At 61.4% G+C, this 16,918-nt stretch carries 12 protein-coding genes and 1 tRNA gene; 7 read left to right on the plus strand and 6 right to left on the minus strand.

The features are described 5' to 3' along the window. The first annotated feature begins 61 nt into the window (after positions 1–61). Positions 62–808 carry a hypothetical protein gene (locus tag ACTVAJ_RS06150; RefSeq protein ID WP_470387082.1) on the plus strand — a complete coding sequence of 249 codons (747 nt, stop codon included), beginning with the start codon at positions 62–64 and terminating at the stop codon, positions 806–808. On the opposite strand, the gene ACTVAJ_RS06155 is transcribed toward ACTVAJ_RS06150, so the two are convergent. Together ACTVAJ_RS06155 and ACTVAJ_RS06160 are read right to left on the minus strand one after the other, a co-directional pair. Then, entirely contained in the window at positions 805–1,512 is a 708-nt protein-coding gene (locus ACTVAJ_RS06155) for a TRADD-N-associated membrane domain-containing protein (RefSeq protein ID WP_470387083.1), read from the minus strand. The two genes, ACTVAJ_RS06150 and ACTVAJ_RS06155, sit on opposite strands and share 4 nt — an antisense overlap. Before the next feature lie 108 nt (positions 1,513–1,620). Then, positions 1,621–2,376: a hypothetical protein gene (locus ACTVAJ_RS06160; protein WP_470387084.1), complete on the minus strand. Its 756-nt coding sequence runs from the start codon at positions 2,374–2,376 to the stop codon at positions 1,621–1,623. 736 nt (positions 2,377–3,112) lie between these two features. Here ACTVAJ_RS06160 and ACTVAJ_RS06165 point away from each other — a divergent pair. From ACTVAJ_RS06165 to ACTVAJ_RS06190, 6 genes are all read left to right on the plus strand, one after another. Next, a tRNA-Ser gene (locus tag ACTVAJ_RS06165) sits at positions 3,113–3,183 on the plus strand. Between the two features lie 324 nt (positions 3,184–3,507). Further along, on the plus strand, positions 3,508–6,000 hold the full coding sequence (locus ACTVAJ_RS06170) for a tetratricopeptide repeat protein (protein ID WP_470387085.1): 2,493 nt from the start codon (positions 3,508–3,510) through the stop codon (positions 5,998–6,000). Positions 6,001–6,183: 183 nt separating this feature from the next. Continuing rightward, entirely contained in the window at positions 6,184–6,891 is a 708-nt protein-coding gene (locus ACTVAJ_RS06175; protein ID WP_470387086.1) for a hypothetical protein, read from the plus strand. Positions 6,892–6,953: 62 nt separating this feature from the next. After that, positions 6,954–7,292, plus strand: a complete 339-nt coding sequence (locus ACTVAJ_RS06180; RefSeq protein WP_470387087.1) for a hypothetical protein — start codon at positions 6,954–6,956, stop codon at positions 7,290–7,292. Positions 7,293–7,582: 290 nt separating this feature from the next. Beyond that, positions 7,583–8,206: a DUF397 domain-containing protein gene (locus ACTVAJ_RS06185; RefSeq protein WP_470387088.1), complete on the plus strand. Its 624-nt coding sequence runs from the start codon at positions 7,583–7,585 to the stop codon at positions 8,204–8,206. Between the two features lie 249 nt (positions 8,207–8,455). Next, positions 8,456–9,553, plus strand: coding sequence for an ISAs1 family transposase (locus tag ACTVAJ_RS06190; RefSeq protein ID WP_470387089.1), 1,098 nt, complete (start codon positions 8,456–8,458; stop codon positions 9,551–9,553). Between the two features lie 98 nt (positions 9,554–9,651). On the opposite strand, the gene ACTVAJ_RS06195 is transcribed toward ACTVAJ_RS06190, so the two are convergent. The 4 genes from ACTVAJ_RS06195 to ACTVAJ_RS06210 form a co-directional block, all read right to left on the minus strand. Next, a complete protein-coding gene (locus ACTVAJ_RS06195) occupies positions 9,652–12,261 on the minus strand; it encodes a tetratricopeptide repeat protein (protein ID WP_470387090.1) in 2,610 nt (869 codons plus the stop codon). Positions 12,262–12,718: 457 nt separating this feature from the next. Continuing rightward, on the minus strand, positions 12,719–14,185 hold the full coding sequence (locus ACTVAJ_RS06200) for a tyrosine-type recombinase/integrase (RefSeq protein ID WP_470387091.1): 1,467 nt from the start codon (positions 14,183–14,185) through the stop codon (positions 12,719–12,721). Then, positions 14,186–14,539: a helix-turn-helix transcriptional regulator gene (locus ACTVAJ_RS06205; RefSeq protein WP_470387092.1), complete on the minus strand. Its 354-nt coding sequence runs from the start codon at positions 14,537–14,539 to the stop codon at positions 14,186–14,188. Positions 14,540–15,958: 1,419 nt separating this feature from the next. After that, positions 15,959–16,816, minus strand: a complete 858-nt coding sequence (locus ACTVAJ_RS06210; RefSeq protein ID WP_470387093.1) for an oxidoreductase — start codon at positions 16,814–16,816, stop codon at positions 15,959–15,961. Positions 16,817–16,918 lie beyond the last annotated feature (102 nt).

Genomic DNA, 16,918 nt, shown 5'->3' on the forward strand with positions numbered 1-16,918 from the left:
GTGCCATAACAACCGGGCGAAGCTGACCGCACAGGGACGGGGGCGCTGCGAAGATCAGGGCATGGACCCTGAAACCTGGGCGGCCATCGCCTCTGTGGGCGCTGTGGGCGCCGCTCTTGTTGCCCTTGTTGCGCTCTTCTTCACCGGCCGAGCCGCTAACGCCGCGAAGGCCCAGACCAAGATCCAAAGGGAGGCAGTCAAGTCAGCAAAGGCTCAGACTCAACACCAAGAGGACGCGGTCAAGGCCGCGGAGGCGCAAACCAAGCTTCAGGAGAAAGCGGTTGAGGCTGCGATTGCCCAGACCGAGCTTCAGCGCGAGGCTGCCAAGACCGCAGCAGCCCAGACAGAGCTTCAGCGCAAGGCAGCGCAGGATGCCGTCCAACCGTACGTCTGGGTGGACGTAGTGCCAGACGAGGCCCAAGGAACAATTCTCAACCTGGTACTAGGCAACTCGGGCCTGACGTTCGCTCACAACGTCCGTGCCACCATCGACCCGCCACTGCTCCAGGAGAACCCCCACGGTGCGGGCAGTGGCCAGAAGCGGCTCAGCGAAGGCATCACAGCCCTTGGCCCTGGTCGCACGCTTGTCTGGTCTCTCGGAGTTGGACACGAGGTCGTCCAAGAGGACGAACCGAAGATCCACACGATCACGATCGACGCCGAAGGGCCGTTCGGACCGCTCCCTCAGCAGTCCTACAAGATCAACCTCACCGACCTCCGGGAGACCCGAGATGCGCCTGAGGGCAACCTGCACTTCGTCCGCAAGGCCATCCAGGAGGTCTCGAAAAAACTCGACCGCTCAAACTAGCGACCGTCAGACTTGGAGTCGCCCGGCTCGATCTCGCCCTTAGGGTCGGCCAAGAGGCTGCTGGCAATCGTCTCGGGATCGGATGTTACGCCCAGGGCCTGCAACGCCACCGCCGTGCGGATACGGTCGCGCAGGTCCTTGTCACTGACCTGGCTGATCAACTTGAGGGTGGTCCGCAGTCCGTCGTCTTTGTCTGCCTTGTCACCGATACGCCTGGCCTGCTCCGTCACGTGCGCTTTGGCTCGGCGTGCGTGAACGGCGAGCGCCCCGCCTCCAACGGTGATCAAGGCACCGGTGAGGGCGGTGACCAGAGGCACGTAGCTCAGGTCCGCGCTTTGGGTGTACACCAGGGCGAGCACAGCCCCCACCAGGATGACGATCGCGCCAGCGGCCATGAACGCAATGCTGAGCCAGAAGGTGACCTCGGCCTGCTTTAGCGACTGCTTCAGGAAGTCGAGATAGAACTTCTGCCGCTGCTTAGCCAAGCTGCTGTCGGCCTGCTCCTGCAGGACCTTCCGGGACTGGACACCCGTTCCAACGACAAAGTCACCGTGAACAACGTTGTGCACCTGTGCTCTGCCCACCACGGACTCTAGATAACTTTGAAAGTTCTCAAGCCCCGGCCTGTTGATGCTGAACTCGTTCGACTCAGTCGGATACCTGCCTTCGGGCTCTTCGTCGGGCGTGCCTGTCGCTACCGCCATAGGGGTCCCCTGCTGCCGCTGGAGCTGTACCGGTGAGCTCAGGGTAGCGCCCCGATAGCGGCACGGGTGAGCCGATCCAGAGACGCGCCCAGCGCTTAGCGAAGAGTGTTAGGACTTTGAGTCACCCTGATCTATCGCGCCCTTGGGGTCGGCTTCGCCTTCCGGCAAAGCCTGGGTGGAGGCCATCGGGTCAACCGGTTTAGGGGCCGTCAGCCACCTCACGGCGTCCCTGCGGGCCTCGTCGCGCTGCTGAGGATCGTCAATAGTGCTGGCGACCTTAAGCACCTTGTCGAAGGTGTCGTCCTCGTCGATCTTCTGCTCGATGCGATCGATTCGGGAGTCAAGAGCGGCGTCGGTCCGGCGTACGTGCCACCTCAGCCATGTCCCAAGCGCTGCGAACGGGACACCGAACAAGCTCACAAGCAGGGGCATGGCATCGGCTCTCACCAGCGCCACGACAGGTCCAGCCACGACGATGCCGACACCGACCACAATGAACACGACACTGAGCCACTGGTTCACCTCGGAGTGCCGAGCCTTCTGCTGGAGAACACTGAGGTAGATATCCTCCCGCTTCGAGGCCAGAGTCTCCGACGCCTGAGGCTCTTGAGCCTGCCCAGCAAAAGCATGGCCCGGCTGGTTGTAGAAGTTCTGGACGTGGACTTCACCGCCTCCGGTGACAACCACAGACTGGTTACTGACACCCTCAGCAGTTACGCGTTCCCAGCGTTCCTTCCAAGTTTCAAGAGCTTCGTGCTCGTCGTCGGGTCCCAGCGACAGGCACACACGAACAAAAGCCATAACAACTTCGAGGCTGGGGACTCGCTCTCCCGAGACAGCGTTGCGCAGTGAGGTGGCTGCCACCGGCATACCCAGTTCCCGCGTCCGTTGGGACATCTCACGGAAGCTAGGGGGCCCCGCATCCTCCCGCAGCTGGCGCAGTTCAAGCGCGAAGCGCCCCAGCGGACTGTTGCTATGCGGGACTGGGTGCAGAGGGCGTCCGGGGCGGGGAGGTTCAGTCACAGTCGTCCGTCCATGTCGTCTGGGGGGTCGCTCGTGTGGAACCGATTATCCCCAACCTCCCCTCCGTTATGAGGCTGCTACGCCACGTTCAGGGTGTACGGCACGGCCCCAGCCAGACCCATCGCAGATGCCCCGGAAACAGGCGTGGGCATGGCAGTTGCACCAGATAATGTAGCGGTGGAGCAGCACCGTTCCCTGGAGGCGGTCTTGGTCTTCGCCTCTCGCCAGAACTCGCAGTACCTGGACTGCAAGGGGGATGAGCTCGATGTGTCCGCCACCACTGGCAGTGGCCCTGTTCAAGGGATGCGATGCCGAGGTCAATACCGTCGAGAACGGCCACTCCGAGGGCTGAGGCCCACGCTAGGGCAAGGGCACCACTCCCGGACGATCCGGCGTACGCGTCACAGTAGACCAACGACTCCTCGAGATCTTCGCGAAATGCCATCGGACGCCACCCGCCCACGGTTCGTGCTCTGCTTTTGCTCCGCAGTTCCGTACTGACACGACACCCGGCGGCATTATGCGGTCTCAAACGACATGACGGATCGGATGAGGTGACACGAAACGGCACGAAAAGGCACGTGGCGGCACCAGATCACCGGACTTCTAATCCGGGGGTCGCAGGTTCGAATCCTGCCGGGTGCGCCACAAAATCCCAGGTCAAACGGGGTGTGCGAGTCGAACAGGCGAGGTGTGGGATCTCGTCTGGGGGCCTGAAATGCTCCTCGTGTGCTCCCCAGTGCGAGGTCCCGTACAGGTGGGCACCCACCTCGCGGAGCATTTTGCCATCCCGTGACCCTGTGGCCCCCCGGGGCGACCCGTGTCCGCCCACCAGCGGCCCACAGCCGCCCTGACGGCCCCGCGTGGGGCATCCCCGGGCCCCGGTCACGCCCTGCCGCCCCACCGTCCGCATCTGGCCGTTTCAGCCGAAACCCCTTACCCGGCAGGGGTTCCCGCGCCACAATCGGTCACATGACCAAGGCGTGGGAAGAACGAGGCGACGTCGCCAACACCGTGAACGGCGACATCTCCGATAGCACCATCGTCCAGGGCCGGAACATGAGCGTGGTCCTCTCTGAGGCTCATCAGGTTGACTGGCCGATCCGTGTCGGCGCCATACCCGAAGCAGCAGCCCACTACCAGCACCGAGCCGTCACCCACCAGCTCGATGAGGCTCTGCACAACCCCGGAACCGCCGTAAAGCGACAGATCCTCTCCGGCACCGGTGGCGTCGGCAAAACCCAACTCGCCGCACACCACGCCCGCATCCTGCGCGACATCACCGACCCCGAACAACGCATCGACGTGCTGGTGTGGACCGACGCGTCCCGCCGAGAACAGATCACCTCCGCCTACGCCCAAGCCGCACACCAGCTCTACGCCACCGCCCCGGACTCTCCCGAAGACGCCGCGCAGCTCTTCCTCGCCTGGCTGCAGGACCCTAACAAGCACCAGGACCGGCGCTGGCTCATCGTGTGGGACGACCTAGCCGACCCCGCCGCGGTGAAAGACCTGTGGCCCCCACATGACCAACCCCACGGCCGCATCCTGGTCACCACCCGCAGGCGCGACCACTCCCTCACCGGCCAGGGCCGCCACCTGCTCGACATCGACGCCTACACCCCTGATGAAGCCCGCGCCTTCCTCACTCGTGCCTTGGACGCGGCCGGAATCGCCCGCACCACCGCGCAACTGGACACCCTCGCCCAAGCTCTGGGGTTCCTCCCGCTGGCACTGGGGCAGGCGGTCACCTACATGGCCGAACTCGGCATGGGGTGCGACGAATACCTCCAGGTGTTCCGCGACCGGATGAAGACACTGGACCAGGTATTCCCCGACTGGGAACACCCCACCCCACTCGCCGCCACCTGGGAACTGTCCCTCACCCAGGCCGACACCTTCAACCCTCAAGGCATGGCCCGCCCCCTCATGGGACTCATCGCCCTCCTGGACGGAACCGGCATCCCCGAGAATGTGCTCACCGCCCCGCCAGTCCTGAAGTACCTGGCCTCCCACGGCACCAAGACGGCGACCACCGCAACCGCGCTCTCCCCGCACCAGGCCCGTGCTGCCCTGGCTAACCTTCGCCGGTTGAACCTGATCACCCATCCCACGCCACTCTCCACAGGACAGGAGGAAGAACTCGGGCAGGCATTGGTGGGCATCCACCAGCTGGTGCAGCGTGCCACCCTGGAGCGCTCCACCACCCGTCCCGACCGGCACAGCGTGCGCACTCTAGCGGACGCACTTCTGCAGGTGTGGCCTGAAGTTGAACGCAATACCGCCCTGGCCCGGCAACTCCGCAACAACACGGACATGCTACGCAACCACCACTCAGTGGAAGAGCGAAGCAGTGAGGGATGGCTGTGGGAACCCTCAGGACACGGACTGCTATTCCGTGCAGGGGAAAGCTTGGATGCATGCGGACGCACAAAAGAGGCCATCGCCTACTGGGAACAGATGGTCGACCACTCTCAGCACTACCTAGGCCCCGATCACCCCCATGCCCTCACCACTCGAAATAACCTCGCCGCCGTGCGTGGCAAATTTGGAGATACGACAGGAGCCGCTACCGCTTACGAACTGCTTCTTCAAGACGAGCTCCGCATCCTAGGCCCCGACCACCTCCAGACTCTGCCCACTCGGGCCAATCTCGCTTACATGCGTGGCGAGGCCGGGGATCCCACAGGCGCAGTTACCGCCTACGAACAACTCCTCCAAGACCAGCAGCGCATTCTGGGCCCCGACCACCCCGATACTCTTACCACGCGCAACAACCTCGCCCATATGCGCGGCCGCGCTGGAGACATCACCGGGTCCGCCCATGAGTTTGAAGACCTCCTCCAAGACCGGCTTCGTATCCTGGGTCCCGACCATCCTGACACCCTCAACACCCGTCACAACCTCGCCGAATGGCGCGGCCAGAGTGGAGACACTCAAGGCGCTGCCACCGCTTGCGAAGAGCTCCTCACCGACCAACTCCGCATTCTTGGTCCTGACCACCCGAGCACGCTGCGTGCCCGCCAGAGCATCGCTGAATGGCGTGGAAAAAACGGTGATTCCCAGGGCGCCGTTATCGAATACGAGCATCTCCTCGCCGATCGAATTCGTGTTCTAGGGGCCGACCATCCTCATACCCTCGACACCCGCCATAACCTCGCCACTTGGCGCGGTCAATCTGGAGACCCTATCGGCGCCATCACGACTCTCGGACATCTCCTCCAGGATCAGCTCCGATTCTTGGGACCCGAGCATTCCGATACCCTTACCACGCGATGCCACATAGCTGCTTGGACTTTTGGATCTGGCAACATCAAAGCAGCGATCAAACTCCTCTATGATGCCGCAGGCGATCAGAAAAGAATACTCGGCCACAATCATCCCGACACCCAAATGAGCACAAGGGCACTGCGCATATGGCAAGAGAGTCCAAACCAAGAGAGTAGAATTACAGGAGACTCTTGACCCGATGGGAAATGCGCACCGAAATCGAGGAAACCTCCGCCCAACACCTATGCGGACAGTAAAACTTGAGCAACATCACCCAAGAATCGTCCACCCATATCATGAATACCATTCTATCCGTCAAAGAATAAAAATAGAACGCCAGCTCTACAGAAGGGTAGAAATATGCCTAGCGACGATGAGTTGAACGCACTCACTCCCCCGAAAGAAAAAGGGAAAGTTAGATCACTCACTGAAACAGCTATCGAAGCAGGCACCGCAGCCATCCCCTTCGTGGGTGGAAGCATGGCAGTTATCATGGCGCGCGTTTTCAGTCAGGCCTACGAGCGACGACTCCGAAGTTGGATGGAACAACTAGCTGATGTCGTCCAAGAACTCTGCAATCAGGTGGAGGACCTCACCCTTGACGATCTCGCCGACGACGACACTTTCCTAGACGCTGTCGCTTCAACGACACGCATCGCCGAACGGAATTCATCAGAAGAAAAGCGGCAACTGCTATGCAATGCTCTACTTAACATAGGATCGGGACATGCCCCCAGCACAGACAAACAGGCCATCTATCTTCGATATATTGATGATCTGACTCCGTCGCATATGCTCTTGCTCGACTTCATGGATGACCCTGTCAGATACTTCGAACAGAGAAATCTTGAGTGGCCCTCCTCGATCCTCTCAAGTGGGCTTATCAACATCGTTTCCGTGGCGTTCCCAGAACTCGCTTCCGACAAGCCGTTCCTCAACACGCTCATGAAGGAACTCAGCGACATCGAACTAATCGACAACCCTGGATTGAACACCATGATGACGACTAACGGACTTAGCTCCCAACGCAGCACCGCCAAGGGTCGCGAGTTTATGTCGTTCGTGCGTTCCCCACTCCGGGATTAATAGTTCACACGTATACCCGAAATCTACAATCCTCTCACGCAAACAGAAACCCAGGAGATGGCGTGGATTGGCCAACCGCCGTTTTATTCGGAGCCATGGGAGGCCTGCTCGTCGAGCTGGTGGCCGTTACCAGTAACGTGATCTCCTGGCAGAACGCCCGAAGAGAGGCGCGAGGTAGCGGTGAGCCGCAGCCAGGCATCACCGACTTCATCGACCTACCGGCTGACAGCCTGGTAGCGATCACTCGGTTAGCTCTTGGCGCTCTAGCGGGTATGGCCTTTCACAAAGGGATCACCGAAGAACTAGCCGCCATCGCGGTGGGAGCCTCTGCCCCGGCACTCCTACAGCAGATCGGTGCTGCGCGAGCCTCAATCGATCTTGACCGTGAGAAGGAGAGCTGATGCCTCAACATACTCTCGCGAAGCGATACTGGAGCTCGCTCATGGGCGTACCGCGCCGCCCGATCCTTATTCCAAGCAAGCGCGGCCGAGAAGGCTACAGCTTGTGGCACCGCTACTGGTCTTCCCTCTTAGGTTTCCGACTTTCGAGCTTTCCTTTGGAAAGTGCAGATACGCGTCCACCCAACCAACCTATTCATAAACGGACGGACGCAGCCCCAACTCAAGCAACGCACCCACCTACACGACCATCCCAGGGTGTAGAGAACAAAAAGTGGCACGACACCACTAACGTGGTGTGGATACGCTCTTCGCTGTCCAGGGAGAATTCAGACGCCATCGTGGAGGTCGCGAAGTTCAACGACGGATTCCGCGCCATCCGCGACGGCAAGAACCCCGAGAAAGGCACGCTGTTCTTCACCCCCACCGAGTGGGAGGCGTTTTTGCTCGGTGCCCGCGACAGTGGGTTAGATATCCCCGAGAAGCACTCCACAGATCAGGAGCGCCCTACCCAGCACGGCGAGGCTAAGGACGCTACTGGAGCTGCCCAAGCTTTCCAGGACCTGCTCACAGACCTCCTACGGACCCTCGGCCCTGACCACCCCGACACCCTCACCGCCCGAGCCAACCTCGCCCGCTGGCAAGGCGAAGCCGGAGACCCAGCCGCAGCTGCAGCCACCTACACCGAACTCCTCACCGACCAGCTCCGTATCCTGGGACCCGATCACCCCACCACCCTCAATACCCGCCGCAATCTCGCCAGGTGGGCCTATGGATCTGGTGACATCGTCAAAGCCGTCGAGCTTCTCACCGTCCTAGTAAGCGATCAGACACGAGTGCTCGGTCCTGACCATCCCGACACGCAGGCTAGCGAGCTGGCACTGCGAAATTGGCAGGACGAGTTGTCTGAGAGGTGACCCGGTCAAGGGGACCTTTGATCCGATGGGATGACACCCCCGAACATGAGGAAACCCCAGGCCAGCACGGGTGAGTCTCCCGCGCAGCCCCAGGGCTGTTTCAAAGTCGGGATCGTGAGCCATCAGCGCTGATCACAGCCTTGTAGCGGTCCGGTCGAAGCCCCACCAACGAGCAACGGAGCCCGCTAGAAGATCAGGGACTCTCACATCTCTGACTTCCAAGGGACTCCGTTGCGCTCCCAGTCTGCCATGCCCGCCCCTGCCCCTGTCGGCCTTGCCGACAAGCTCGCCGCTCTGGCCGATCCCCGCTCGCCGGGGGGACGCCGCCACAGCCTGACCAGCGTCCTGCTGTGCGCCCTGTGCGCGATGGTGGCCGGGGCCCGCTGCCTGCGAGCGATCGGACAGTGGGCCGACGCCGCACCCCAACACACCCTGGCCCGCCTGGGGTGCCGGATCACCTGCCCCGCCCTGGGAGCGCGCACCGCCCCGTCCCCGGCGACCATCCGCCGCGTCCTGCTCGCCCTGGCCCCTGATGCCCTGACCGCGCTGACCGGGCCCGAGGCCCTTCAGGTCGTGGCTGTGGACGGTAAGACCCTGCGCGGATCGGCCACCTCCACCGACCCGGCGGTGCATCTGCTCGCCGCCCTGACCCCCGACCGGGACCTGGTCGCCCAGGTACGGGTGCCGACGGGCACCAGCGAGATCGACGCCCTGGCCACCTTGTTGGCGGGCGTGGACCTGACCGGCGTGGTGGTCACCGCTGACGCCCTGCACACCCAGATCGACACCGCCATCCATCTGGTCGAGGAGTTGCACGCCGACTACGTGTTGACCGTCAAACGCAACCAGAAGGCCCTGTTCGAGCAGGTAGCAGCGCTGCCCTGGGCTCAGGCCCCCACGTTGGGCACCACCCGGGCCCGCGGCCACGGACGGGCCGAGACCCGCACCGTCAAGGCCATCGACCTCGCGGGCCGGACGGACTTTCCGCACGCGGTCCAGGCGGTACGGGTGCGCCGCCACGTCACCGAGCTGCGTACGGGGAAGGTGTCGTGGACTGTGGCGTATGCGGTGACCTCGCTGGAGGTCGGGCGGGCGGACGCGGCCCGGATCGGTGTTCTGGTGCGCGGGCATTGGGGCATCGAGGCCTGGCATCACGTCAAGGACGTCTCGTTGGGTGAGGACGCTTGCAAGGTCCGCTCCGGCCATGCCCCCGACAACCTGGCCGTACTGCGAGCGGTCGCCCTGGTGTTCTTGAGCCGATTGGGTCAGGACACGGTGCCCGACGCGATCCGGTGGGTGTCGTATGAGGCGTTCACCCGCCCGCTGGACGTGATCGGGCTGCCGTGACCAGCGCGAACATCACCGCTCACCGAGAATGAAACAACCCTGCTTCTCAAACACGCTCTCACAGACCAGAACTTGCATCATGAGCGAAGGCGCACAGATCAGGAATCTTGTGAATCTGCGCTCAAGCGTCGTTTTAGACTCAAGCAATGCTCATTATCTCGTTCACGCTCAAGCCCTTCATTTACCCAGCGCTCAGCCGCCTCCATGTCCTTGTCATGCATGCAAAGCCAAGCCAGCCGAGAAAGATCGGTGGCGTCCGCTTCTTCGTGTCGGGCCTCGAGTAGGGCACGAAACTTGCGGACCACAAGTCGACGCTCATCCACGTCTAGAACAAGTTCTTTACGATGGAGGAGGCCATTTAGTCGAGAAGCAGACGAACTGAGATCCATAAATGTAGGATGAGTAAGTTCCGCTAGCTGAAGTCGGGCATTCATTTCTGCGAGAGGATCACCAGAAGCTCGGTATAGAGAAACAAGAAATTCCCACCCACTTTGATCATTGGGTTGATTTTCCACATACCTACTGGCAGCCTTGATCGCCTCAGTAAGATCTGACATTTGGTCACGGTGCAGTTCTGCAAGCGTTAGCCAGGCCGCTGGATAACCAGTTGCTACGTACTCGATAACAGCCAGCTCCTGAGTTATGTCTTTGCCATCGCCCGCCCGACGGGCTGCCGATCTGGCCATTCTGTCAACACGCCGCCCCAATCCATGCACCAAGTCTGTGGTTGTTGTCGCACCAAACCCTCTTATTAGCTCAAGGTCAGAATCTATTATAATTTTCAACGGACTAGTGACCAGCTTCTTTTTTCCAAATATTGAGGCAGCCAGAGGAATGGACAGGAATTCTTCTGCATCACCCCCTTCTCGAAACACCTCCACCAGAGATGCTTGTTCCAGTTCATTTATGGCGACTTCAACATCAAGATACTCATTTCCGGGACGAAGGAGTACAGCTTCCAGTCCGATTCGAGGGACGAGTGAGCGCCAACCACAGAGAGTGAGAAAGACCCTCTGGGCAGATGGAGAAAGGGCAGCATAGGAACGATCAAAAAGCGCATCCAGCAAGGCATCCTTGGCCGCCACGACACGCTTTACTGCAATCCTATTACCTGATTTTGCTATTTCCCCAAGCAGTACTTTTGCAATGTACGGATGGCCATCTGATTCACGATATAGGGAGTCCTCATATTCTTCATTGATCAGGTGGGAGATACCAAGTCTTGCAGACACCGCGCCAACCAGCTCAGAAAACTCACTTGCACTCATTCCACCAACTTCGATTGGGTAGTCGGCCTTGAAGTCTCGAGTCCGAGTAGTGATTAGAACCTTATTTGGCAAGCGCACAGAGTTGCTGATGAACTGATAGAGTGCAGCCTGCTCGCGTATCGTCTCGAAATTATCGAATACAAAGATGAACGGACCGTCTGGCGCAGCCCCAGACAAGCAGTCTGCAAAATACTTTCTCGCTTCGGCCGACTTCATTCGTGGTGAACTATACATAAGCCGGGAGAAATCTCCTGCAATGTCATCGATAGAAAGTACGTCTGGGCGCACCACCTTCGGCCCTTCAGTCAGCAAATCGATGTCCCGAGCACTGAACCAGATGATACCGAAAAAGTCATCAGACTGTGAGACCTTGTGCAAAACCTCGAGCGTAAGTGAGGTCTTGCCTACACCACCACGCCCCTGAAGAGTAACTACAGGATGCCTATCATCGCAGAGAAGGGTTTCGAGTTTGGATTCAAGCTCACTACGTTTCACGTAGTGAGCTGGACGCGGTGGCACATTACTGAAAACGTTCCCAACAACCTCCAAATTGACATGCGAGGTTGTCTCACTTCGCGGCTGAGCTTCCACTGGAAGCAAATAAGCGCTTCCATCTCCCGAACGTCGCTCATCTGTAATATAAGAGAGGGTTTCAAACTTCCCGTTTTGAAAATTTCCGTTTGGAAGAAAGAAATCAGTGAGATCAGGATCAGTAAAAAATAGCCTACAGAAGTGGGGCTTGTCTAGATAGACATAGGTACCATCGGGCAGTGAATGTTCGCTTTCACGAGCGAGATATGAAAATTCTTCACGCCCACTGCCGAACGGGCTAACTCGATACTTGCCAGACAAACTCCTCCGCAAATGGGCCCACTGCCGCTGGAAGGCCGGAGCATTTCCAAGGATCTCTTTGAGAGAAATTTCAAGCGCTGGGCAAATTGTTGACAGGATAGCCCCCCGGGGCGCTCCATGTCCGCGTGTCCTATTCCGCAGCCAGCTAAACTGCCGTGCCCACAGCCTTAGGCTGACTTTTTGGCGCGAGATGTCATCATATGCTGGCTCCAATATCCTGCAAACAGAATTCAGTTCATCTACTGCTTTTCGCTGCCAACTCTGACTTTCAGGACCGAAAGAGGTTGCAATCGCGCGCTGCGAGTCTCGCCCAGCCGAGATGAGATGCTGACTAGCAGGACCGGATACTGTTTGGTCAAGAATTTCTGACCATTTTCCAATCCCGTCAGCACGGACCAGTTCTGACTCCAAAGAGTATCGATATTGTTCACGATCGTCCTGCAGTGCAGCGAGGAGTTCTACAACTAGGACTTTTGCAACCAATTCGCCAAGGTAGAGAAGGTCGAAAAAATATGCCGTGTCGGACTCGTCTTGCGCCAAGCGAGCCCGCTCGAGCATCCGAGATGCTGGGACAAAATGCGTGGTCATGAATCCCTTCCCACCAGTCGTTACCTACACGGAGCCTAGCAAATTTAAAAAGCACCACGGGCGCTCAATCTTGCGTTCATGGTTACGTTTTCACGTACACCATTAAAAGCACAGCATGGCGCAAATACTGGCACTCAGTATAGAGGAAAGCGATCGCCCATGCACCCCTATATGTAACTTTTTATACACTTTTTGCAGTTTTGTCCGATATTAATAAACAACCTGCTGGGCAACTTAACACCAGATCAAGCACACACCGACGGTATGGGCTGTTCGCTCCAATCATGAACGCTTCATTCCCCTGGGGAGGCCTCACCACCAGGGGACCTTTGATCCGATGGGATGACACCCCGAACATGAGGAAACCCCAGGCCAGCACGGGTGAGTCTCCCACGCAGCCCGGGGTCGGTGGCGTCTTCTCGCTCCTGGTGCGCTCCCCGGTCGAGCTACGGCACCGCTATGCGCGGACCGGCCGGAGAAGGGCCGCCGTTGCCTCGGCCGCCGCCTTGGCGACCTCGGGGAACACCGTCTGGTAGGTGTCCTGGGTGAAATGAGTCGTGGCGTGGCCCAACTCGGTGGAGACCACCTTCACGTCCGCCCCCGCCGCCAACGCCAGGGACGCGGCACCATGACGGAGCCCGTGCAGGTGGACCGGCGGCAACCCCGCCGCCCGCACGATCCGGTTGAACCACCGGGTCACCACCCCCGGATGCCACCCCGCCCCATCAGGCTGGGTGAACACCAACCCCGAATCCACCCACCCCTGCCCCGCCTGCAGGCGAGCTTCGTTCTGGAACCGCTTCCAGGAACGCAACACCCGCACCGTGCCGGAGTCCAGAGTGATCATCCTCCGCCCGGCCACGCTCTTCGGCATGGTGGTGATCGTCTTCCACCCCAAAGTGACCACCTGGGTGCGGATGTCGACCTGACCATCGGTCAACCGGGTATTCGCCCACGGAAGGCCCACGGCTTCGCCTCGCCGCAGGCCCTTGACGGCGATCAGGTGGAACATCGGGAACAACCACCGGTACTTGCGTGCGTGGGTCAGGAAGGTGATGGTCTGCTCCGGAGTCCACACCATCACCTCCCCCGGCACCACCCCATCGATCTGCCACTGGCGCACCCGCTCCGGTGTCCACACCAACGGCTTGCTGCGCGGACACGACGGCAACCGGGCGTGCGAGGCGACGTTCACGGCCACCGGCAGGTCCGGGCGGCGCACCGCTTCGGAGAACGCACTCCGCAAGGTGGCGCGGATGCGGTGCTTGGTCGACAGCGAGATGACCCGCTTCCCCTTGACCGAGTCCCGCACCTTCTGATCGTCGGACTCGCGGCACTCCAGGATCCGCTGGTTGTTCTCCTCGATCGCGGCGAACATCTCCTCCACCTGCCACGACGTCAGCTTGTCCAACCGAGTCCGCCCCAGGTGCGGCACGAGGTGGTTACGGATGTGGCCCTCATAGGAAGCCCGGGTCTTGGGCGCCAGGTCGGGCTTACCAGTGAGCCACTCCTTGAGCCACTGGGCGACGGTCGGGATCTTCTCCCGTGTGCGTGCTCCGGTCCCGATACGGCGTTTGACCTCGACCGCCTCCGGCAGCGGACGCCTGGCTTTGAGTGCCTGCTGGATGAGGTCGGCGACCTGCACCTCGACGTCCGTCTCCTCGTCGGCCAGGCGGATCAACGCCTTGAGGTGATCGAGCTGGGCCTGGGCCTGCTCCTGCGAGCCCAAACCGCCCCGCCGCGCCTGACGCCGCTTCCCCTCAGCCGTGCGCGGCAGCTCGAGTTGGAAGGCCCACTCGCCGTGGCGGGAGTTCCACGCCCCGTCCTCACGGCGCAACTTCGGGCACTTCGTACCCAGCGGCTTGGCAGTGGCCTCGTGGCGGCATCCGCAGCGTTTGAACACCGACCCGTCCTGAGAAGCCATCTACGGCCTCACTTTCGTGTTGTCGTCCTCACGCGCACCACACCCGCACCCACCGCGGTGGAAGAGACGGGTGTCCAGACCGAGGTGGGCCAACACCCCTGCCGTGGGCACCACCCACGCCCTCCCCGCCCGATGCACGGGCACCGGAAACTCGTCTTGTCGGAGGAGCTTGTAGGTGGTGGTGCGGCCCAGGCCGAGCATCCGCCCCGCCGTGACCGGATCCAAGGCCACCGGCAGGGAGCCGATCTCGCCCAACGTGACCGGAGTCGTCGCCTTCACCTGCCCCACCTCCCCACCGTGGTTGACGTGCACGAACGTGATGCGCGACCCCGCACCGCGCGGGGCAGCAGACATCCACGCTCCACCTCGCCGAGGTGGTCAAGCGGATTCGACATGTTCGCCACCGGTCTCACGCTCCCCCGTTCACCACCCACCCGATTCGGGTGGTATGTCGTTTTCCCTGGTCAGGGCGTGTGCGCCCGTGTCGGCCCCGCGCACCCCCGACAGGGGTCCAGGGCCCTATCCGGGGCGGTGGGGCCGACGTCGGGGCGCTGGCGGCCCCGCACGCCCCAGGCCGGGGTAGCCCCACACGGCGGTCCGAACGGCCCCGACCCCAGAGGCCGCCCGCTGGCCAGGATCGTGGTGTCAGGCACAGGTGTTTGGGTCTCGTCATCGGCGAACCTCTTCCTCGCTCGTCCTCTCGCCCGGATGAACTCCTAGGAAGACGTCTCCGCAGCGAATGCGACACCCGACCCAGAAAGAGAACCCGGCCACCAGAACCCGGCTGGCCTCGCGCGAGGCCAACCGGGTGTCGACGAGGCGGGCCAGGCGCTGGCAGGTGTGCGGACGAGCCGAACCCACGGGCAGCCGGGCCGCTGCACCTCGTGCGCCCCGCCAGCCGCGCAGAAACCCTCCGCCCCGCACCCCCTGGTGAGCTCCGCGCCATCCCCACCAACCCACCACGCCCGCGACGCGGACGCTTCAGCACAGATCCACGCAAGAAGAAGAAAAAAGATGAAGAGATGAAAAGGGAGGAAGAAGTCGGGGCGAAGATAGAACCCTTCGGGAGGCGTAGGGGCGGGGCCGCCTCGTCGCGGGCGGCCCCGCCCGCCTACGTGAAGATCACTACCCACTTGGGTATAAGTCTGGACACGCGTCGGCCCACCTGAACAACCCCTGACCTGCACTGATAACGCCGCCAGGGTGCTCCGTTCAAAGCGGCCCTCCCGCAGGCGGAGTCACAGGCGAAGTCACAGGGCTACCTGCCGGCGGAGTCACAGGCGGAGTCACAGGCCCTCGTTCGACCCCCGCCACACGCCCGCCACAACGCGCACCGGCCGACGCCGTCGGTGCGGCACACGAACCAGACCACCTCACCCAGCCCGCCGCGAGAACACACCACCGCCTCGGCCAACACACCCGTGGAAGATTCCTCTCCAGGGCAACCAGCAAAAAGACCACGGAAGGAACCCAAAGGAATATCGACGCTGCTCATTTCCATTATCAGTTTCTCTTGAGTATTTAGAGGAAACCATCAGGAGATGTTCTCGCGGGCACGGTGGGGAACGATATTCTGAGTAGGTGCGGGCGGGGCCGTCTCGCTCCGCGAGGGGCGACTCCGCCCGCCTACGCGAAGATCACTACCCACTTGGGTATAAGTCTGGATACGCGTCGGCCCACTTAATACTCCAGCTGTAGATCGCGATCTTCACGTGAACCGACCGGGGGAACACGGCCATGACAGCTGCGGAGTTGTTTAAGCTGTTCCCGCCCTTACCTGAGTTCTACGATGTCCTCCGGGCTCAACCTCAGCGCGCTGGTGGCGATGTTCTGTTCCAGGTGGTCCAGCGAGCTGGTGCCAGGGATGAGCAGGATGTTCGGCGATCGGGCCAGTAGCCAGGCCAGGGCCACCTGCGGCACGGTCACATGATGGCGGGCGGCGACGGCTTGCAGGCGCTCGGCCGCGATGGGCTGAAAACCACCGACTGGGAAGAAGGGGACGTAGGCAATGCCAGCCTCCGCGCAGGCGTCGATGAGCGGGTCGTCATCGCGTCGGGCCAGGTTGTAAGCGTTCTGAACGCAGGCAATCGGCGCAGTCTTGCGGGCCTCGGTGAACTCGACGGCTGTGACGTTGGAGACGCCCAGGTGGCGGATCAGGCCCTCCTCACGCAGTGCGAGCAGGGTTTCCAGGGGCGCGGCCAGGGGCGTCTGCGTCCGGTCGAGGTCACCCATCCGCAGATTCACCACATCCAGGCGGTCCAGGCCGAGTGAGCGCAGATTCGCCTCGATGCCACGGCGCAGGTTGTCGGGGGTGAGCCCGGTCTTCTCCGCTGCTGGCAGGGCGAGATCAGATCCTTCGACCAGTGCGCCGACCTTGGTCACGATAACCAGGTCGTCCGGGTAGGGGTGCAGCGCCTCCCGGATCAGCTCGTTGGCCGCCACCCCGTCACGCGAGTAGTAGTGAGAGGTGTCGATGTGGTTCACGCCGAGTTCCACGGCCCGGCGCAGGATGGTTAGTGCCGTGTCCCGGCTGGGCCGGTCGCCCCTTGGCCAGCCGGTCAACTTCATCGCGCCGTACCCGATCCTCGCGACGCTCAAGTCGCCGCCCAATGCCCATCGTTCTATCGTCACAATCACCACCCTAGTGCTCCGACGGATCGTGATCTTGTTAGTTGTACCTGGTTCAGGAACGGCACGGTCACCGTTGATCATCATGGCTTGTGTGGAGCAACG

Source organism: Nocardiopsis sp. KDC1DS13DA1 (assembly GCF_055632325.1).